At 77.7% G+C, this 19,189-nt stretch carries 19 protein-coding genes; 14 read left to right on the top strand and 5 right to left on the bottom strand.

What is annotated here, in order from left to right; all coding sequences use genetic code 11:
• Positions 1 to 47: 47 nt before the first annotated feature.
• Both LY71_RS07805 and LY71_RS07800 read right to left on the bottom strand, forming a co-directional pair.
• On the bottom strand, positions 48 to 836 hold the full coding sequence (locus tag LY71_RS07805) for an AfsR/SARP family transcriptional regulator (protein WP_106276385.1): 789 nt from the start codon (positions 834 to 836) through the stop codon (positions 48 to 50).
• 121 nt (positions 837 to 957) lie between these two features.
• On the bottom strand, positions 958 to 1,710 hold the full coding sequence (locus LY71_RS07800) for an AfsR/SARP family transcriptional regulator (RefSeq protein WP_106276384.1): 753 nt from the start codon (positions 1,708 to 1,710) through the stop codon (positions 958 to 960).
• A 143-nt stretch (positions 1,711 to 1,853) separates the two neighbouring features.
• Between LY71_RS07800 and LY71_RS07795 the strand changes: the two genes are divergently transcribed.
• Positions 1,854 to 2,303, top strand: coding sequence for a hypothetical protein (locus LY71_RS07795; protein WP_106276383.1), 450 nt, complete (start codon positions 1,854 to 1,856; stop codon positions 2,301 to 2,303).
• Positions 2,304 to 2,319: 16 nt separating this feature from the next.
• Positions 2,320 to 3,636 (top strand): Dyp-type peroxidase, encoded by a 1,317-nt coding sequence (locus LY71_RS07790; protein WP_106276382.1) that lies wholly within the window; start codon positions 2,320 to 2,322, stop codon positions 3,634 to 3,636.
• A gap of 43 nt (positions 3,637 to 3,679) precedes the next feature.
• Here the strand turns inward: LY71_RS07790 and LY71_RS07785 are convergent, their stop codons facing one another.
• Entirely contained in the window at positions 3,680 to 3,913 is a 234-nt protein-coding gene (locus tag LY71_RS07785; RefSeq protein WP_245887752.1) for a hypothetical protein, read from the bottom strand.
• Positions 3,914 to 4,236: 323 nt separating this feature from the next.
• Here LY71_RS07785 and LY71_RS07780 point away from each other — a divergent pair, with 323 nt between their 5' ends.
• Positions 4,237 to 4,518: a hypothetical protein gene (locus tag LY71_RS07780; RefSeq protein WP_106276381.1), complete on the top strand. Its 282-nt coding sequence runs from the start codon at positions 4,237 to 4,239 to the stop codon at positions 4,516 to 4,518.
• A 51-nt stretch (positions 4,519 to 4,569) separates the two neighbouring features.
• Here LY71_RS07780 and LY71_RS07775 read toward each other — a convergent pair whose 3' ends face one another.
• Entirely contained in the window at positions 4,570 to 5,622 is a 1,053-nt protein-coding gene (locus LY71_RS07775) for an alcohol dehydrogenase catalytic domain-containing protein (protein ID WP_106276380.1), read from the bottom strand.
• 160 nt (positions 5,623 to 5,782) lie between these two features.
• On the opposite strand from LY71_RS07775, the gene LY71_RS07770 reads away from it, so the two are divergent.
• The 11 genes from LY71_RS07770 (at position 5,783) to LY71_RS07720 (ending at position 18,310) form a co-directional block, all read left to right on the top strand.
• Positions 5,783 to 6,253 (top strand): heme-degrading domain-containing protein, encoded by a 471-nt coding sequence (locus LY71_RS07770; protein WP_106276379.1) that lies wholly within the window; start codon positions 5,783 to 5,785, stop codon positions 6,251 to 6,253.
• Positions 6,254 to 6,267: 14 nt separating this feature from the next.
• On the top strand, positions 6,268 to 7,578 hold the full coding sequence (locus LY71_RS07765; RefSeq protein ID WP_245887751.1) for a D-arabinono-1,4-lactone oxidase: 1,311 nt from the start codon (positions 6,268 to 6,270) through the stop codon (positions 7,576 to 7,578).
• Between the two features lie 168 nt (positions 7,579 to 7,746).
• Complete coding sequence (locus LY71_RS07760; protein WP_091107008.1) at positions 7,747 to 8,256, top strand: sigma-70 family RNA polymerase sigma factor; 510 nt, start codon at positions 7,747 to 7,749, stop codon at positions 8,254 to 8,256.
• Positions 8,240 to 9,331 carry a hypothetical protein gene (locus LY71_RS07755; RefSeq protein WP_106276378.1) on the top strand — a complete coding sequence of 364 codons (1,092 nt, stop codon included), beginning with the start codon at positions 8,240 to 8,242 and terminating at the stop codon, positions 9,329 to 9,331. The genes LY71_RS07760 and LY71_RS07755 overlap by 17 nt, the downstream gene beginning before the upstream one ends.
• Positions 9,328 to 10,302, top strand: a complete 975-nt coding sequence (locus tag LY71_RS07750; protein WP_106276377.1) for an ABC transporter ATP-binding protein — start codon at positions 9,328 to 9,330, stop codon at positions 10,300 to 10,302. The genes LY71_RS07755 and LY71_RS07750 overlap by 4 nt, the downstream gene beginning before the upstream one ends.
• Positions 10,299 to 11,156, top strand: a complete 858-nt coding sequence (locus LY71_RS07745) for an ABC transporter permease subunit (protein ID WP_106276376.1) — start codon at positions 10,299 to 10,301, stop codon at positions 11,154 to 11,156. The genes LY71_RS07750 and LY71_RS07745 overlap by 4 nt, the downstream gene beginning before the upstream one ends.
• A gap of 20 nt (positions 11,157 to 11,176) precedes the next feature.
• On the top strand, positions 11,177 to 11,686 hold the full coding sequence (locus tag LY71_RS07740) for a phosphohydrolase (protein ID WP_106276375.1): 510 nt from the start codon (positions 11,177 to 11,179) through the stop codon (positions 11,684 to 11,686).
• A 207-nt stretch (positions 11,687 to 11,893) separates the two neighbouring features.
• On the top strand, positions 11,894 to 12,934 hold the full coding sequence (locus tag LY71_RS07735; protein ID WP_106276374.1) for a 3-oxoacyl-ACP synthase III: 1,041 nt from the start codon (positions 11,894 to 11,896) through the stop codon (positions 12,932 to 12,934).
• Positions 12,931 to 15,474 carry an alpha/beta fold hydrolase gene (locus tag LY71_RS07730; protein ID WP_106276373.1) on the top strand — a complete coding sequence of 848 codons (2,544 nt, stop codon included), beginning with the start codon at positions 12,931 to 12,933 and terminating at the stop codon, positions 15,472 to 15,474. The genes LY71_RS07735 and LY71_RS07730 overlap by 4 nt, the downstream gene beginning before the upstream one ends.
• Positions 15,471 to 16,484 carry an NAD-dependent epimerase/dehydratase family protein gene (locus LY71_RS07725; protein WP_106276372.1) on the top strand — a complete coding sequence of 338 codons (1,014 nt, stop codon included), beginning with the start codon at positions 15,471 to 15,473 and terminating at the stop codon, positions 16,482 to 16,484. The genes LY71_RS07730 and LY71_RS07725 overlap by 4 nt, the downstream gene beginning before the upstream one ends.
• A 77-nt stretch (positions 16,485 to 16,561) precedes the next feature.
• The gene (locus LY71_RS07720; RefSeq protein WP_106276371.1) at positions 16,562 to 18,310 is read left to right on the top strand and encodes a PHA/PHB synthase family protein; all 1,749 of its coding nucleotides are present in this window, start codon (positions 16,562 to 16,564) and stop codon (positions 18,308 to 18,310) included.
• A gap of 4 nt (positions 18,311 to 18,314) precedes the next feature.
• Here LY71_RS07720 and LY71_RS07715 read toward each other — a convergent pair whose 3' ends face one another.
• Positions 18,315 to 19,148, bottom strand: a complete 834-nt coding sequence (locus LY71_RS07715) for an alpha/beta fold hydrolase (protein ID WP_281261595.1) — start codon at positions 19,146 to 19,148, stop codon at positions 18,315 to 18,317.
• Between the last annotated feature and the right edge of the window lie 41 nt (positions 19,149 to 19,189).

Raw genomic sequence — 19,189 nt, 5'->3', positions numbered from 1 at the left:
CCGGGGTGTCACGGGCGCGTCACCGGACCGGGGCCCGGTCCGGCCGATCAGACCCCCGGGCACGCCGGCCGGCGCGTCGGCGGGGCGGACCGGGGCCGTGGGACACCGGCCGGGACACGGCGACCGGGATCGCCGCGCACCTGCCACCGGGACACCAGGTCCTGCATCTGGCGGCTCGGCGGGACACCGAGCTCCTGGGCGAGCACCTCCCGGAAGGACTCGTAGGCCCGCACCGCCTCGGTCGGGTTCCCCTCTGCGAGGTGCACCCGCACGATCGTCCGGTGCGCGCTCTCGCGCAGCGGCTCGTCCCGCGCGGCGGCGTAGGCGGCCTGCACCGCCTCGCCGTGGCGCCCGACCGCTCCCAGCCGGTCGGCCAGCACCTCCAGGGCGTGCAGGCGCAGCTGGCGCAGCCGCTCCCGCTCCAGCAGCACCCAGTCGTCGTACCAGCCCGGCAGGAGCTCGCCCGCGAGCGCGGCGGTGGGCGTGCCGAGGTGCTCGACGGGCGTGGCCGGGTCGAGCACGGCCTGCACCGCCTCGAGCAGCTCACGGACGTCGACCCGCACGCCGCGGGCCAGCGCCACCGCGCTCCCGGACGCGTCGACCAGCCCGGGCACGGTCCGCTGCACGCGCCACAGGGCCGACCGGAGGCTGGCCTGGGCCTGCGCCTGGGGGACGTCGGGCCACAGCCGGCCGGCGACCAGGCCGCGGGCCGGCCGTCCGCACAGGCCCAGGTGGGCGATGAGGCGCTGGACCCCGCGCGGCAGGCCGCCCGCGTCCACGCCGTCCACCGCGACGCGGAAGCCGTCGAGCAGGCAGACCCGCACGGACGTGCTCATGGCCCCTCCCCCGGCCGTTCCCGGGCGCTCGCGGATGGGAACGCGACGGCATCGTCCCGATGCACAGCGGGCAGGGCAACGGTCGTTGGACCCTGGACCGCCGTCGGGACCCCCCGCCCGCTCACGAGACCCGCCGCAGCCGCGGGAGGCCGCGGACCAGGCCGGTCATGCGCTCGGTCGGGGCCACGCCGAGCTCCGCGCGCAGCAGGCAGGCGAACGCGTCGTGCGCGCGCAGCGCCTCGGCGAGGTTGCCCTCGGCCAGGTGCACCCGCACGACGGTGCGGTGCGCGCTCTCCCGCAGCGGCTCGGCCCGGATGGCCAGGTACGCGGCCTGCAGCGCCTCGGCGTACCGCCCGACCGCGCCGAGGCGGGCGGCCACGGTCTCCAGCGCGTGCAGCCGCACCTGCTGCAGCCGGTCGCGCTCCAGCAGGACCCAGTCGTCGTACCAGCCGGGGAGCAGGTCGCCCAGGAGCGCCGGCGCGGGCAGCGTCAGCCGCGGCGGCGCCGCGGCCGGGTCGCCCACCTGCCCGGCCCAGGCCTGCAGGTCGCGCACGTCGGTGCGGACGCCGGGCGCGAGCCGGAGCCGGCTCCCGGAGTCGTCGAGCAGGCCCGGAGCCGACCGGCGCAGCCGCCACAGCGCCGACCGCAGGCTGGCCCGGGCCCGCTCCTCGGGCACGTCGGGCCACAGCCGACCGGACACGGCCGTGCGCGCCGGTGATCCGGCCAGGCACAGGTGGGCCACCACCCGCTGCACCGACGGGGGCAGCTCCTCCTCCCCCGGCCCGTCCGCGGGCCCGCCGGTCCGCATGGCGAACCCGTCGAGCAGCGTGATCCGCGGCCCGCCGTCCGGGACGGCGCGAGCGACCCTGTCCATGAACGGTCTCCCCTCGGGGACGGCGACGTCGACGGGCAGAGGCGGGCCGGGCCGCCGCTGATACAGCGGGGGCGTGACGGCCCGGTGACGCGCCCTGGCGCAGGGTCGGCGCGGACGAGGGGACGACACGAGGGAGCCCGGGGATGACCGCCACGAGGACCACCGACCACCCGGTGCAGCACCCGCTGACGCTGGTGATGACCGTGCGCTCCGCCGACGACCGCCGGGCGCTGCAGGCGAAGGTCGAGGCGCTGCAGGCACTGCCCCGCGAGCGCAACCCGGTCGTCCGGGCGCTCGACACGATCGGCACCGTGCACTTCGCGCGCTTCGTCCTCCTCGACGAGCAGCGGCTCGCCGTGATCACGACCTACGACGGCGACTTCGAGGCCTACCTCCACGACTTCGTCGACCACGTCGGGGACGTCTTCACCGACCTGCTCCAGCACGTGGCCGACGGCCCACCGCTGCCGGTGCAGCAGCACCGGCAGGAGTTCCTCGACTACGTACGCCGCCACGACCTGGGGTGCGTGCCGCCGTTCTACAGCGCCTACCCGGCGAGGACGGTGCTCGACATCGTCTCCGCCGGCGCCTGAGCCGCCGGGGACCGAGGTGCTCGACCTCGCCGACGTCCAGGGCGTCGTGCTCCGCGGCTACGCGATGCCGCACGCGCGGCACCTGCTGCTGCAGGTGGACTCGCCCTCCGCCGGCCGCCGGCTGCTCGGCTCGCTGGTCGACGGCAGCCCCGGCCGCCCGCAGGTCACCACGGGTGCGCCCTGGACCGAGAAGCCGGAGTGCTGCCTCAACCTGTCGGTGACCGCCGGCGGGTTGCGGGCCCTCGGGGTGTCCGAGGAGTCGCTGGCGACCTTCCCCGGGGAGTTCACCGCAGGAGCCGTGGCCCGCGCCGAGCGGGTCGGCGACGTCGGCCCCAGCGCCCCCGCCCGGTGGCTGCCGGTGTTCCGCGACCCCGGGCTCCACCTCGTCGTCTCCCTGTTCGGCCGGACCCCGGAGGCGGTGGACCGGGCCGCCGACCGCCTGCTGGCGGGCACGGCGCCCGGGGTGCGTGAGCTCTGCCGGCTCGACGCCGCCCTGCTGGCCGGCCGGGTCGACCACTTCGGCTACGTCGACGGGATCTCCCAGCCCACGGTCGACGGCGCGCCCCCGCCGGGTCCGCCCGACCGGCTGCCCGTGGCACCGGCGGGGGCGTTCCTGCTCGGCCACCCCAGCCAGTTCCCCGGCCACACCTACCCGGTGCCGCAGCCCGAGGCCCTGGGGCGCAACGGCAGCTTCGCCGCGTTCCGGGTGCTCGCCCAGGACGTCGACGCCTTCGCCGAACTGCTCGCCACGCAGTCCCGGCGCACCGGCGCCGACCCGGAGCTCGTCGCCGCCTGGTTGTGCGGACGCTGGCGCACCGGGGTGCCCCTCGCGCTGTCCCCCGACACCGGCTCGCCCGACCCGCCGCTGCCCCCGGATGCCCTCAACGACTTCGGCTACGCCGGCGACCCGCGGGGCGAGCGGTGCCCGATCGGCTCGCACGTGCGGCGGATGAACCCGCGGGACTCGCGCGTCGCCGGGGGCGGCGGCCACCGGCACCGGATCGTCCGGCGCGGGCTGACCTACGGCCCGCCGTACGACCCCGCGCACCCGCGGGACGGGCAGGAGCGGGGCCTGCTCGGGCTGTTCATCGGGGTGAGCCTCCGCGACCAGTTCGAGTTCGTGATGCGCGAGTGGGCCACCGACGGGCTCTTCGCACCGGGCCTCGGCCGGTCGCAGGACCCCTTCCTCGGCGCCGGCGGGACGCTGCCGCTCGCCACCCCGGGCGGCGGGCGGACCGCGCTGACCGACCTGCCCCGGCTGGTCACCACGCGCGGCGGCGCCTACTGCTTCGTGCCCGGCCTCCCCGCGATCGCCCACCTCGCCGGCCGGTGACCCGGACGAGGTAGGGCTCGTGGCGCCGGGACGGCCGGCCCCCTCACTCGTCGCCGTCGATCGTGCTCGCCGCGTCCCCCAGGAACCCCGCCAGCCAGACGCGGACGGCTTCGACGGCGTCCCGCGGCGAGGAGACGAGGGCCACCGTGGCCGCCCCGGCGCCCGCGGCCGCCGGCGAGGTGTCGATGCTGGTGAGCCGGCCGCGGAAGGAGTCGGCGCCGTCCTCGAGCCACACCCGGACGACCAGGGCCGCGCTGCCGTTCCCGTCCACGGTCACCGTCCACCGGGGTCGCCCCCGCCACCCGTCCCCGCGGACGGTCCGTGGCCCGCGGCTCGTCATGACGGCGGGACCCCGTCCTCACGCGCGACCGTGCGCGGTGTCCCCACCCGACGGGGCGACAGCCGCCGGCACGACCGGCTGATCCCGTGCACACCCACGCCGCACCTCCGTCGTGATCGCAGCAGTTTCCCGGCCCGCCGTCACGGGACCGTCACCGCAGCGAGCCGGGCGAGCCGGGCGAGCCCTTGGGCCCTGCCGCCGGTGGACGACGACGCGGAGCCTGGTCCCGCAGGTCCGCACCGCACACCGAGGAGGTCACCGTGTACGTGGGAGTCGTCCACACGATTCGGGACGCCGACGGCTGGATGGAGATGATGCGCGGCGTCGACCCGGCGGCCATGCCCGCCGGGATCGAGCTGCTGTCGACCGGGACGTCGCAGGACGTCGACCGGGCTGTCTGCCTGTGGCGCGCGCCCAGCGTCGAGGCGCTGCAGACGGCGCTGGACCAGCTCGCCGGGCCGTACGCGCACAACGACTGCTTCGGCGTCCAGGACGAGACCGTCATGGTCGCCGGACCGGTACAGCAGGCCGCCGGCGTCTGAACCGCCGCCCGCGGAGGTGGGCCGCGCTCCGGCTCCCCTCCGCGGGCGGGCTCACCCCTGCAGGACGACGACCCGCTGCGGGTCACCGGACCGCAGGTGCAGCGTCCGCAGCGCCTCGTCGGCGTCGTCGAGCGCGAACCGGTGGGTGATGGAGCCGCCCAGGTCGAGTCGCCCGGTACCCACGAGGTCGAGCACCCGCCGCAGCGTCGTCCGGGTCCCGCCGTAGGACCCCAGCAGCTGCAGCTGCCGGCGCACGAACGACGTCGGCGGGAGCACCGTGATCGGGTCGGCGCCCAGGCCGGCGACCACCGCCCGACCGCCGACGCACAGCGCCTCCACGGCCTGCGCGATGGTCACCTGCGCGCCGACGAACTCCGCCGCCACGTCGATGCCGTTGCCACCCGTCGCGGCCAGCACCGCGTCGACCACGGACTCGCGCGTCGCGTCGACCGCCACGTCCGCGCCGGCCCGCAGCGCCCGCTCGAGCTGGGCGGGACGGGTGTCGACGGCGACCACCGGTGAGGCGCCGACCAGGCGGGCGACCTGCACCGCGTGCAGGCCCAGGCCGCCGACGCCGAGGACCGCGACCGACTCGCCGGGCGCCAGCCGGGCGACGTCGGCCAGCGCGTGGAACGGCGTGACGACCGCGTCGGTGCAGATGGCGGCCTGCTCGAGGGGGATCGCGTCCGGGACGGCGGCGAGGGTGACGGCGGGCACGACGACGTACTCGGCCAGCCCGCCGTCGATGTGGATGCCCACGATCCGGCGGTCGAGGCAGATCTCGCTGCGGCCCTGCAGACAGGTGCGGCAGGTCCCGTCGGAGAGCACGGGGAAGACGCACACCCGTGCGCCGGGCGCCCAGCCGGCGACCCCCTCGCCGACCTTGGCCACCGTGCCGGCGATCTCGTGGCCGAGCGTGATCGGGAGGGCCGTGGGGGTGACGCCCTCCACGGCGATGTGCACGTCGGACCCGCACAACCCGGTCGCGGCCACGCGCACCAGCACCTCGCCCGGCCCCGGACGCGGCACCGGGACCTCCCGCAGCTCCAGCGGCCGCCCGACCTGCTCGAAGCGGGCCGCCCGCATGCCCTCGTCCCCGGCCACGGCACCTCCCGCCCGCCTCCTCCGGCGGGTGCCGGGACGCTACGGGCCGGCGGCCGGGGCGGAGGCGCCCACCGGCGCCGGCGCGGCCGGGCCGAGCGCGTCCCCACCGTGCGTGGCGGCAGTCGGCGCCCCGGGTCGTGGCGTGGGCCAGGATGCCCCCGTGGACACCCCCTTCCCGTCCGTGGCCGAGCTCGCCGCGGAGGAGGACGCCCTGCAGTTCACCTCCTTCACCAACGACGACGCCTGGGACGTCGGCGCGGCCCTCGTGGCCACCGCGCGCCGCGCCGGGGCGCCGGTCGCGGTGGAGGTCAGCCGCGCCGGCCACCGGCTGTTCTCCGCGGCGCTGACCGGCGCCACCCCGGACAACGCCTCGTGGATCGAGCGCAAGACCCGGGTGGTCGAGCGCTTCGGCCACAGCTCGCTGCACGTCCGGCAGACCTGGGCCGAGCGCGGCACGACCTTCGAGGCGGGGACGGGCCTGGACCCCGCGCGCTACGCCGCGCACGGCGGCGCGTTCCCGGTGGTGGTCCGCTCGGTCGGCCCGGTCGGCGTCGTGGTCGTCTCGGGGCTGCCCCAGCTCGAGGACCACCGCATGGTCGTCGCCGCCCTGCGGGCGCACCTCGGCCGCTGAGCCCCGGGGGTAGCGTGGCCGCACCCCAGCAGCCGCACCCCGAGGAGCCCGCCACGGTCACGCAGGACCACGCTGTCGGCGCACCGCTGCGCACCTGGGCGGGCAACCTCACCTACCGGGCCGCGCGGGTGCACCGGCCGAGGACCGTCGCCGAGGTGCAGGACGTCGTCGCCCGCAGCGAGCGGGTCAAGGCGCTGGGCTCGCGGCACTGCTTCAACGACATCGCCGACACCACCGCCGACCACGTCCTGCTCGACGACCTCGCGCTGCCCGTCGAGGTCGACGACGCCGCGGGCCTCATCCGCGTGCCGGCCGGGATGCGCTACGGCGAGCTGGTCCGCGAGCTGGCCGGCCGCGGGCGGGCGCTGCACAACCTGGCCTCGCTGCCGCACATCACCGTCGCCGGGGCCACCGCCACCGGCACCCACGGCTCCGGCAACCGCAACGGCTCGCTGAGCACGTCGGTCGCCGGGCTGGAGCTCGTCCGGTCCGACGGCGAGCTGGTGGTCCTCGGCGCGGACGACGCCGACCTGCCCGGCGCGGTGGTGCACCTGGGCGCGCTCGGCGTCGTCACGCGGGTCGTGCTGCGGACGCAGCCCACCTTCCGCGTGCGCACCAGCGCCTACCTCGGGCTCACCTGGGAGCGGCTGTTCGCCGACCTCGACGCCGTCACGGCCGCCGCCTACAGCGTCAGCGTGTTCACCGACTGGCACCGGGTGACCTCGGTGTACGTCAAGTCGCGCACCGACGAGCTCGAGGTCGCCCCGGAGGACTTCTTCGGCGCGCGCGCCGCCACCGAGCCGACGCACATGCTCCCCGACGCCCCGGTGGAGAACCTCACCGACCAGCTCGACCTGCCCGGGGAGTGGCACGAGCGGCTGCCGCACTTCCGCGCCGAGTTCACCCCCAGCCGGGGCGAGGAGCTGCAGAGCGAGTACTTCGTCCCCCGGGAGCACGCGCGGGCGGCCTGCGAGGCGCTGCGCTCCCTGGCCGGGCGGATCTCGCCGCTGCTGCAGGTCGGCGAGATCCGCACCGTCGCCGCCGACGAGCTGTGGCTGAGCCCCGCGTACGGCGGCGACGTGCTGGCCCTGCACTTCACCTGGCTGCCCGACCAGCCGGCGGTGACCGCCCTGCTCCCCGAGATCGAGGCGGCGCTGCGGCCGCTCGGCGCCCGCCCGCACTGGGGCAAGCTGTTCACCACCGGCGCCGCCGAGCTCGAGCGGCTCTACCCGCGGATGGCCGACTTCCGCGACCTCGTCCGCCGGTACGACCCGCGCGGGGCCTTCCGCAACGACTACCTCGACCGGACGATCGGCCCCGCCTGACCTGCCGTGTCACATCCGCCGCGGCGGCGGTGCTCTGTCGACGTGGGGATCATCGGGCACGGTGGGAGCGCACCGGCGGCCGCCGCGCCGGCAGTCCTGTCCCGCGCGGGACGGCGCGGGCCGGACGGGCGGGCGGCCGGACGGGCGCGACGGGAGGACGGCGGGACCGTGGCGGGAGGCGACGCCGTCCGGGCCGACCTCGAGCAGGTCTTCCGCACGGCCTGGCCCCGCGTGGTCGCCGTCGCCGCGCGCGTCGTCGGTGACCGGCACCGCGCCGAGGACGTCGCCCAGGAGGTGTTCCTCTCCTTCGCGCGCTCGTCGGTGCCGGCCGGGGAGGCACCGGGGTGGCTGGCCGTCGCCGCGGCGCACACCGCGCTCAACCACCTGCGCTCCGACCGCCGGCGGGCCACCCGCGAGGAGGCCGCCGGCGCGCCCGACCCCACCGCACCCGACGTCGCCGACGACGTCGTCACCCGCGACGAGCGGCGCCGCGTCCGCGCGGCGCTGGCCCGCCTGCCCCGCCGGCAGGCCGTCGCCCTCGTCCTGCGGCACAGCGGCCTCAGCTACGCCGAGGTCGCCGCCGCCCTCGACCTCTCCCCCGGCAGCGTCGGCACCACCGTCCGCCGCGCCGAGTCCGCCCTTCGTGAGGAGCTGACCCGCCATGCGCCGCACCACTGAGCGCCACCCCTCCGACGGCACGCTGCGCCGTCTCGTCGACGAGCCGGCCGGCGTCGCCGACGCCGACCGCGAGCACGTCGCGGGCTGCCCGGCCTGCCTGTCCGGCCTGGCCGCCGCCCAGCGCGACGCCAGGGCCGCGGCCGCCGCGCTGGGCACCGACACCCCGGCCGGCCCCGGCACCGACGCCGCCTGGCACCGGCTGTCCGCCGCCGTCGCCGCCGGCCGTCCCCGCCCGGCGACCGCCCCCCGCCGGCGGTGGGCGCTGCGCCGGCCGCTGGTCGCCGGCCTCGGCGTGTTCGTCGTCCTCGCCGGCGGCGGGGTGGCCGCCGCCGGCGACTGGCTGCAGGTCTTCCGCACCGAGCAGGTCGCGCCGGTGACGGTCACCCAGGCCGACCTGGTGGCGCTGCCCGACCTCACCGCCTACGGCGAGGTGGAGGTGCTCGAGGAGCCCGACGTCCGCGAGGTGCCCGACGCCGCCGCCGCGGAGGCGGCCACCGGCCTGGCCGTGCCGCAGGTGGCCGAGCTGCCGCGCGGCGTCACCGGCGAGCCGACGTACCAGGCCGGCGGCCGGGTCAGCGCGGTGTTCACCTTCTCCGCCGAGCGGGCGGCGCAGGCCGCCGCCGAGGCCGGCGAGCAGCTGCCGCCCCCGCCGCCCGGACTCGACGGCGGGCAGTTCCGGTTGACCGCCGGCCCGGGGGTGGCCGCGGTGTGGGCGAGCGCCAACGGTGCGCCGGCGCTGGTGGTGGCCCGCGCGGGCGCCCCGACCGGCGAGTCGTCGGGCATCCCGTTCGCCACCGCCCGCGACTACCTGCTGTCCCTGCCCGGCATCCCGGAAGACCTCGCCGCCCAGCTGCGCGGCTTCGAGGGCACCGCGACGACGCTGCCGCTGCCGGTGCCCGCCGGCCTGGCCACCAGCGAGCCCGCCGACGTCGACGGGGCGCCGGCCACCGTGCTCACCTCGCGCGACGGTCTGGTCGCCGGTGTGGTCTGGGTCGAGGACGGCGTGGTCACCGCGGTGGCCGGCTCGCTGGGCGCCGACGAGGTGCTCGCGGTGGCGCGGGGCCTGGACGGATGACCGCCGGCCCCGACCTCGCCGCGGCCCGCGGGCTGCTGGCCGGCCTGCCGCCGTCCCCGGCGGTGTGGTGCTCGGGCCTGCGCAAGCGCTACGGCCGCCGCACCGCCGTCGACGGCGTCTCGTTCACCGTGGGCCGCGGCGAGGTCGTGGGCCTGCTCGGCCCCAACGGCGCCGGCAAGACCAGCGTGATCAAGATGCTGCTGGGCCTGGTCCGCCCCGACGCCGGCGAGGTGCACCTGCTCGGCCGTCCCGGGCGCGACCCGCAGGCCCGGGAGCGGGTGGGCTACCTGCCCGAGCTCTTCCGCTACCAGCCGTGGCTGACCGCCGCCGAGGTGCTGGCGCTGCACGTGCGGCTCTCCGGGGCGGCGGTGCCCGCGGCCGAGCAGCGCGACCGGCTGGGTCTCGTCGGCCTGGCCGACCGCGCCGGCGACCGGGTGGGCGGCTTCTCCAAGGGCATGCAGCAGCGCCTGGGGCTGGCCGTCGCGCTGGTGGCCCGCCCGGAGCTGGTCGTCCTCGACGAGCCGACCAGCGCGCTGGACCCGCTGGGACGGGCCGACGTCCGCGACGTCGTCCTGGCGCTGCGCGAGGACGGGGTCGCGGTGCTGCTCAACTCGCACCTGATCGGCGAGGTGGAGCGGGTCTGCGACCGGGTCGTCGTCCTCGACCGGGGCCGGGTGGCCGCCGCCGGCACCCTCGGCGAGCTGCTCGGCCGCCGCGAGCTGCGGCTGCGGCTCACCGGCGTGGGCGCCGACGCGGAGGCCCGGCTGGCCGCGACCGGCCGGCTGACCCGCAGCGGCGAGACCTGGACCGTGGAGCTGCCCGGCGCCGAGGACACCGCCGAGGACACCGCCGACGTGCCGCGTCTGGTCGCCGACCTGGTCGCGCTGGGCGTGCGCGTGCACGCCGTCGAGCCCGGCCGGATCACCCTCGAGGAGCGGCTGCTCGGCATCCTCCGCGGGGACCGGCCGTGACCGCCCGCACGGTGCTCACCGTCGCCGGGCTCACCCTCCGCGAGGCCGCCCGCCGCAAGGTGCTGCGCGCGCTCGCGGTGCTCACGCTGGCGCTGCTGGCCCTGTCCGCGTGGGGCTTCGCCAAGCTGGCCGGCCTGGAGTCGCAGGCCGGCGCGCTGACCAGCGGCGAGGTCCGGCTGGTCGCCTCCCAGCTGCTCAACCTGGTGATGTTCGGGCTGAGCCTGATCGCCGCGCTGGGCACCGCCTTCCTCGCCGGGCCCACGCTGGCCGGCGAGGTCGAGTCCGGGCAGGCGCTGGTCCTGCTGGCCCGGCCGGTGCGGCGCAGCGCCGTGCTGGTGGGCAAGTGGCTGGGGCTGGTCGCCTTCGGCAGCGGCTACGTCGTGCTGGCGGGGCTGGCGCAGTTCCTCGTCGTCCGGGTCACCGTCGACTACTGGCCGCCGCAGCCGGTGACCGGGCTGGCGCTGCTGGCCGCGCAGACGGCGGTGCTGCTCACCCTCGGCCTGCTGCTGGCCACGGCGGTCTCGCCGATGGCCTCCGGCGTGGTGGCGGTCGGGCTGTTCGGTGCCACCTGGATCGCGGGCGTGGTCGGCGGCGTCGGGGCGGCGCTGGGCAACGAGGGCGTGGCCCGGGTGGGCACCGTGTCGCGGATGCTGCTGCCCACCGACGGGCTGTGGCGCGGTGCCATGCACGCCTTCCAGGACCCGTCGGCGGTGCTGGCGGCCGGCGCGGAGTTCGCGGGCTTCCCGTTCCTCAGCGAGGCCGGGCTGACGCCGGCCTACCTCGCCTGGTCGGTGCTGTGGGTGGCCCTGGTGCTGGGGCTCGCCGGGACGGTCTTCGCCCGCCGGGACGTCTGAGCCGCCGTAACCTCGCAGCCGTGGGGTTCAGCGTTCCGGACGCGCACCTGCTCGCGCTGCGGGCGCACGAGGGGCAGGTCGACCGGCAGGGCCGCGACCACTACCTGGCGCACCTGCGGCCGGTCGCCGAGGCGCTGCGCCCGTACGGCCCGTACGCGGAGATGGCCGGGACGCTGCGCGACGTCGTCGCCGACACCCGCGACCACCCCGACCCCGACCGCCGCTACGACCTCGACCGGCTGCGCGCCCTCGGCGTCCCGGAGGTGGTGGTCGAGGCCGTCGACGCGGTCACGCCGCGCCCCGGCGAGCCCTACATCTCCGGGCTGATCCGGCGCTGCGCCGCCCACCCGCTGGGCCGGCTGGTGCTGCTGGCCGACAACAAGCACGACCTCGCGGTCAGCGCCGAGCTGGCCCGGGTGGACCCGGCCAAGGCCCGGAGCCTGCGGGAGGGCCGCTACCGCCCGGCCCGGCGCATCCTGCTGGCCGCCGAGGCCGCCGACCCGGTGCACGGCGGCCGGGTGCTCGTCTGAGGTCCCTCACCCGTGGCCGCCCCCGTCGGTCAGCCGGGCTCCGCATAGGCTCTGCGGACGTGCATCGTCGGGGCGTCCGGGCCCCGCGACACGAGGGGACGGCGCCGGGACCTGCGCTCCGGCCGTGTGCGGCGTGGGTGCACGGGTAGTGGCCCCGCACCGAGGGCGGCGCGCTGGGGTCGGCCCTTCCGAGGACTGGATCCAGGGATGAGCGGCCTGTACACGAACGGCAACACCACGCACCGCTTCGGCAACACCGCCGTCCTGGCGGTGCAGACGGCCGACGCCAGCCGGGTGGTCACCTCCGACGCGTTCGACGAGGCGCTGGCCGACACCTACCGCCGCGTGGGGCTGCGCCCGGGCCTGCTCGAGCGGCTCGCCGGCATCCGGGAGCGCCGCTGGTGGGCCGAGGGCGTCACCTTCGTCGACGGGGCCGCCGAGGCCGGCGCCAAGGCGGTCAGCGAGAGCGGCGTCGACCCGGCCGCGATCGGCCTGATGGTCAACACCTCGGTCAGCCGCCGCTACCTCGAGCCCTCGACGGCGGTCGCGGTGCACCACGCGCTGGGCCTGCCCCGCTCCTGCCAGAACTTCGACGTGACCAACGCCTGCCTCGGTTTCGTCAACGGCATGGAGCTCGCGGCGGCGATGATCGAGTCGGGCATGGTGGAGTACGCCCTCGTCGTCAACGGCGAGGACGCCCGCCCCGTCCAGGAGCGCACCGTCGAGCGGCTCAACGGGCCGGGCACCGTCTCCAAGGACGTCATCGCCCAGTTCGCCACCCTGACGCTGGGCTCCGGCGCGGTCGCGATGGTGCTCGGCCGGGCCGACCGGCACCCCGAGGGCCACCGCCTGGTCGCCTCGGTCAGCCGCGCCGGCACCGAGCACCACGAGCTGTGCACCGGCGACAACGACCTCATGCGCACCGACCTCAAGGGCCTGCTCGACGCCGGGCTGCAGCTGTCGCAGGACATGTGGGCCGAGGCCGCCGGCGAGGTCGACTGGGCGGCGGGCATGGACCGCTACGTCGTCCACCAGGTGTCCAAGGTGCACACCCAGGCGATGTGCGACCGGTTCGCCATCGACCCGGCGCTGGTCCCCACGACGTTCCCCACCCGGGGCAACCTGGGCCCGGCGTCGGTGCCCTACACCCTGGCCGGCCAGCAGGACTCCCTCGCCGACGGCGACCGCGTGCTGCTCATGGGCATCGGCTCGGGCCTCAACGTCTCCTGCCTCGAGCTCGCCTGGTGACGGCCCCCGACAGCACCGGCGAGCCCGGCCTCCTCCCGGACCTGCCGGGCCTGGACCCCGCGTGGTCGCGCACGGTCACCGTCGCCGACGCCACCGGGGCCAAGCACACCTGGCACGTCCTCGACAACGGCGTGCCCGACCCGGTCGGCACGCTGCTGTGCGTCCACGGCAACCCCACCTGGTCCTACCTGTGGCGGCGGCTGGTCGCCGCCGCCCCGCCCGGCTGGCGGGTGGTCGCCCCCGACCAGCTCGGCATGGGCTTCTCCGAGCGGCTGGCCGGGCCGCGGCCGCTGGCGCAGCGCATCGCCGACCTCGGCGACCTCACCGCCGCGCTCGGCCTCACCGGCCCGGTGGTCACCGTCGGGCACGACTGGGGCGGCGTGATCTCGCTGGGCTGGGCGCTGGCGCACCGGGCGGAGCTGCGCGGCGTCGTCCTCGCCAACACCGCCGTCGCCATGCCGGAGGGCGACTGGGGCCCGCTGCTCATCCGTGCCGCGGACGCGCCGGGCGTGCGGGCGGCGGTCACCGTCGGCACGCCGGTGTTCGTCCGGGCGACGACGGCGCTGTCCCGCCCGCCGCTGCCCGCCGACGTCCGCCGCGCCTTCGCCGCCCCCTACCGGACCGCGGCGCGCCGGCGGTCGGTGGGCGACTTCGTGGCCGACATCCCCTTCTCACCCGGCCACCCCTCCCGCGCGGCGCAGGAGGCCGTCGCCGAGGCGATCCGCGGCCTCGACGTCCCCGCGCTGCTGCTGTGGGGGCCGCGCGACCCGGTCTTCGGCGAGCGCTACCTCGCCGACCTGCGCGAGCGGCTGCCCCAGGCGCAGCTGCACCGCTACGCGGGCGCCTCGCACCTGCTCCCCGAGGACGCCCCGCAGTACGCGCGGGCCGTCGCCCAGTGGGTCGCCGACCTCGACCGCACCCCCGCCCCCGCGCGCCCGGCGGGCGACGGCGGCCGCCGGCTGTGGTCGGCGCTGGAGGAGCGGGCGGCCGACGACGCGGTGGCGGTCGCCGAGGTGGGTGGCGCGGCGGTGTCCTGGTCGGCACTGGCCCGGCGGGTGCGCGACCTCGCCGCCGGCCTGGCCGCCGCCGGGGTGCGGCCCGGTGACCGCGTCGCGCTGCTGGTGGAGCCCTCGGCCGACCTCACCGCCACCGTGTACGCGGTGTGGCGGGCCGGCGCGGTCGTCGTCGTGGCCGACAAGGGCCTGGGCCTGCGCGGCATGCGCCGGGCGCTGCGCGGCGCGGGCGTCCGGCACGTCGTCGGCAGCCGCGCGGGACTGGCCGCGGCCCGGGTCATGGGCCTGCCCGGCTCCCGGATCGCGGCCGGCCGCGCGGGCGTCGGCCTCGGTGCGGCGCACACGCTCGAGGACCTGGAGGCGCGCGGCCGCTCGGCGCCGGTGCCCGCCGAGCCGCCGGTGGACGACGACTGCGCCGTGCTGTTCACCTCCGGCGCCACCGGGCCGGCCAAGGGCGTCGTCTACACCCACCGCCAGGCCGCCGCCCAGCTCGAGCTGGTGCGGGCCACCTACGGCCTGACCAGCGGCGACCGGTTCGTGGCCGCGTTCGCGCCGTTCGCCATCCTCGGGCCGGCGCTGGGCATCGGCTCGGCCGTCCCCGACGTCGACGTCACCGCGCCGGGGTCGCTGACCGCCCCCGCCCTCGCCGACGCCGCGGCCGCGGTCGACGCGACCGTCGTCTTCGCCTCCCCCGCGGCGCTGCGGCGGGTCGCGGCCACCGCCGGTGACCTGTCCGCCGCCCAGCGGACGGCGCTGGGCCGGGTCCGGCTGCTGATGTCGGCCGGTGCGCCCGTCCCGGCGGCGCTGCTGCGGTCGCTGCGCGACGTGCTGCCCGATGCCGACGCGCACACCCCCTACGGCATGACCGAGGCGCTGCCCGTCACCGACGTCTCGCTGGCCGGCATCGAGGCCGCCGGCGACGGCGAGGGCGTCTGCGTGGGCGCCCCGCTGCCCGGCGTCACCGTGCGGGTCAGCCCGCTGTCCCCCGACGGCGCCGCCGACGGCCCGCTCACGGACGCCCCTGGCGTGACCGGTGAGGTCTGCGTCTCGGCCGCGCACGTCAAGGACCGCTACGACGCGCTGTGGGCCCTGGAGCGGGCGGCGTCGCGGGACCCCGGCTTCCACCGCACCGGCGACGTCGGCCACCTCGACGCCGAGGGCCGGCTGTGGGTCGAGGGGCGGCTGCAGCACGTCGTGACCACGGCCGGCGGGGTGGTCACCCCCGTCGGCGTGGAGCAGCGGGTGGAGCGGCTCGAGGGCGTGGCGGCGGCCGCGGCGGTCGGTGTCGGCCCGGCCGGCGCGCAGGTCGTCGTGGTCGTCGTCGTGCCGTCGGGGCGCCGCCGGCGCCGGCGGACCGGGCTGGCCGACGCGGGGCTGGCCGACGCGGTGCGCGCGGCCGCCGGTGTCGAGGTGGCCGCGGTGCTCACCACCGCCCGCCTGCCGGTGGACGTCCGTCACCAGTCGAAGGTCGACCGCGCCGAGGTGGCCCGCCGGGCGGCCCGGTTCCTGGCCGGCGCCCGCCCGTGAGGGTGCTGGTCACCGGCGCCAGCGGCATGCTCGGCCGGGCCACGGCCACCGCGCTGCTCGAGCGCGGCGACGAGGTCACCGTCCTGCAGCGCCGCCCGGCGGGACTGCCGTGCGCCGAGGTGCTCGGCGACGTCGCCGACCCGGCGGTCGTGCGCCGCGCGGCCCACGGGCAGGACGCCGTGCTGCACCTGGCCGCCAAGGTCGACGTGACCGGGCCGTGGGCGGAGTACCGGCACGCCAACGTCGAGGGCACCCGGGCCGTCGTCGCGGCGTGCCGGGCGGCCGGTGTGGGCCGGCTGGTGCACGTGTCCTCCCCGTCGGTGGCCCACGCCGGGACGGCGCTGGCCGGCGTCGGCGCGGAGCCGGCCGACCCGCGGCGGGCCCGCGGCCGGTACTCGCGCAGCAAGGCGATCGCCGAGCTCGACGCGCTGGCCGCCGACTCCCCCGGCCTGGCGGTGCTCGCCGTCCGGCCCCACCTGGTGTGGGGCCCGGGCGACACCCAGCTCGTCGGGCGGATCGTCGAGCGCGCCCGGAGCGGTCGGCTGCCGGTCGTCGGATCGGGCGCGGCGCTGGTCGACACCACCTACGTCGACAACGCCGCCGCGGCCCTGGTCGCCGCCGCGGACGCGTGCGGCCCGGTGCACGGCGAGGCGCTGGTCGTCTCCAACGGGGAGCCGCGCCCGATCGCCGAGGTCCTCGGCCGGCTGTGCCGGGCGGCGGGCGTCCCCGGCCCGCGCCGGCGGGTGCCCTTCGCCGCGGCCTGGGTGGCCGGTGCCGCGGTCGAGGCGGTGTGGGAGGCGACCCGGCGGCGCTCGGTGCCGCCGCTGAACCGGTTCCTCGCCGAGCAGCTGGCCACCGCGCACTGGTTCGACCAGCGCCGCACCCGGGCGGCCCTCGGCTGGCGGCCCGCGGTGTCCCTCGAGGAGGGGTTCGCCCGGCTGGCCTCCTGGTACGCCGCCGGCGGGGTGTCGCCGGTGTCACGGCGCGGGGGTCTTCCGCCCGGCCGCTGAGGGCGGTGAGCTGGCACGAGCGCACGTCGTCCGGCTACGGTCGACCTCGTGTGATGCAGCTCACAGAGGGGGCACCCGTGACCACCACGACGACGACACCGCCGCGCCCGCGCCCGGCGACCGGCCGGCGAGCCGCGGACGCGGAACGGGCGCCGCGGGACACCCCGCAGGGCGTGCCGGTCGAGGGCGGCGAGCCGGTCACCCTGCCCTCCACGCGGGGCATGGTGCGCGGCGTGGCCGCCACCCTCGCGCAGCCGCGGCCGCTGGCGCGCGAGGCCGTGCGGCTGGGGCGCGACGCGCTGCGCATCCTGCGCGGCACCGACGAGATCGCCCCGTCGCCCAAGGACGCCCGCTTCGCCGACCCCGCCTGGTCGCTGCACCCGGGCTACCGGCGGCTCGTCCAGTCCTACCTGGCCACCACGGGGGCGCTCGACCGCCTGGTCGAGGACTTCGCGGCCGGCGGCGCCGACTGGCGCGAGGTCGAGCAGGTGCGCTTCCTCTTCACCGCGCTGACCAGCGCCATGGCCCCCACCAACACCCTGCTGGGCAACCCGGCCGCGCTGAAGCGGGCCTTCGACACCGCCGGGCGCAGCGTGGTCCGCGGTGCCCGCAACGCGCTCACCGACCTGGTGCGCAACGGCGGGATGCCCTCGCAGGTCGACCGCAGCGCCTTCACCGTCGGCGAGGACCTCGGGGTCACCCCCGGTGCCGTCGTGTACCGCGACGAGATCGTCGAGCTGATCCAGTACACGCCCTCGACGCCGCGGGTCCGGGCCCGCCCGCTGGTCATCGTGCCGCCGCCGATCGGCCGCTTCTACTTCCTCGACCTCCGCCCGGGCCGCAGCCTGGTCGAGTACGCCGTGAGCCGGGGCCTGCAGGTCTTCATGATCAGCTGGCGCAACCCCACCAAGGCGCAGTCCGAGTGGGACCTCGACACCTACGCCGGCGGCGTGCTCAGCGCGGTCGACGCCGCCTGCGAGATCACCGGCTCCCCCGACGTCACGACGCTGGGCCTGTGCGCCGGCGGCCAGGTGATGACGACGGCGCTCAACCACCTCGCCGCCCAGGGCGACGAGCGCGTGGCCGCCGCCGGCTACGCGGTGACCCTGCTCGACTTCGCCAGCCGCGCCCCGCTGGGCGCCTTCTCCGGTCCCCGGCTGCTCGACGTCGCCCGGCGCAACTCCACCCGGCAGGGCGTCATCACCGCCCGGCAGATGGGCTCGGTGTTCACCTGGATGCGCCCCGACGACCTGGTCTTCAACTACCTGGTGCGCCAGTGGCTGATGGGCGAGGACCCGCCCGCGTTCGACATCCTCGCCTGGAACGCCGACGGCACGAACCTGCCGGCGAAGCTGCACGAGCAGTTCCTGGACATCTTCTCGACCAACGCGCTGGTCCGGCCCGGGGCGCTCACCGTGCTCGGCACGCCGGTGCACCTGAGCCGGATCACCGTGCCCACGTTCGTCACCGGCGCGCTCACCGACCACCTGACCCCGTGGCACGGCTGCTACCGGACCACCCAGCTGCTGTCGGGGCCGAGCACCTTCGTGCTGAGCTCCAGCGGCCACATCCAGAGCCTGGTCAACCCGCCGGGCAACCCCAAGGCCCGCTACTGGACCGGCAGCGAGCCCGGCCCCGACGCGCACGCCTGGCGCGCGGCGGCCGAGGAGCACACCGGCAGCTGGTGGGAGCCGTGGTCGGAGTGGGCGATCGAGCGCTCCGGCGACGAGGTGCCCGCACCGGAGACCCTCGGCAGCGCGGCGCACCCGCCGCTGGAGCCGGCGCCCGGCTCCTACGTCCGCGACCGGGTGCCGGCCCGCGCCTGACCGCTCAGGACACCCGGCGCTCCCGGGCCACCAGGGCCCGCAGCTCGGCCGCCATGAGCCGCGGGTACTGCAGCGGCACGAAGTGGGTGGCCGGGACTGTGCGCAGCCGGGCGCCGGGGACGGCGCGCGCCGCGGCCGCGACGTCGGCGACGTCGACCAGCGCGTCGTGGCTGCCGGCCACGAAGGTGACCGGGCACCGCACCGCGCCGACGTCGAGCGGGGCGTGCTCGGCGACGGCGAGCACCAGGTGCCGGAACCAGCGCCAGTCGTGCCGGGAGAACTCGCGCAGCACCGTGTAGAGGGCCGCCGGGTGCCCGGCCTCCCGCGCCGGGCCGCGCACCCCGTCGGCGGTCAGCAGCTCCGGCCACGGCGGCAGGCTGCCCACGAGCACCGGCAGCAGCGGCCCGACCAGCGGCAGCAGCCGGCTGCTCAGCCGCCCCGCCGGGGTGCGCAGCCGCCGGGGCACGCCGAGCGGCGCGAACAGCGCGGAGAACGACCCGCCGGGCACCCCGGCGACGGCGAGCAGCGAGCGCACCCGGTCGGGGTGCTCCAGCGCCAGCTCGAACGCCACGTTCACCCCGAGCGACCAGCCCACGACCGTGGCCGAGGACAGGCCGAAGGCGTCGAGCACGGCGCGGGCGTCGTCGGCGTGGTCCTCGACCCGCACCCGGTCGCGGTCGGCCGGGCGCTGCGAGCCGGCCAGCCCGCGGTGGGCCCAGGTGACCACCCGGAAGCCGCTGCCGGGGGCCACCAGCCGCGGCCAGGCCGCCGCCGGCGCGCCCAGCCCGTTGCACAGCAGGACCGGGACGCCGTCGCCGTCGCTGCTCCAGGCGCGCAGCCGGGTGCCGTCGGCGGCGCGGACCGTGCTGTGGCCCGTCC

The organism is Geodermatophilus tzadiensis, assembly GCF_003002915.1.
Classification (GTDB): Bacteria; Actinomycetota; Actinomycetes; order Mycobacteriales; family Geodermatophilaceae; genus Geodermatophilus; species Geodermatophilus tzadiensis.
Note: the sequence above shows the minus strand (reverse complement) of the source record. Positions and strands in the feature narration are given on the sequence as shown.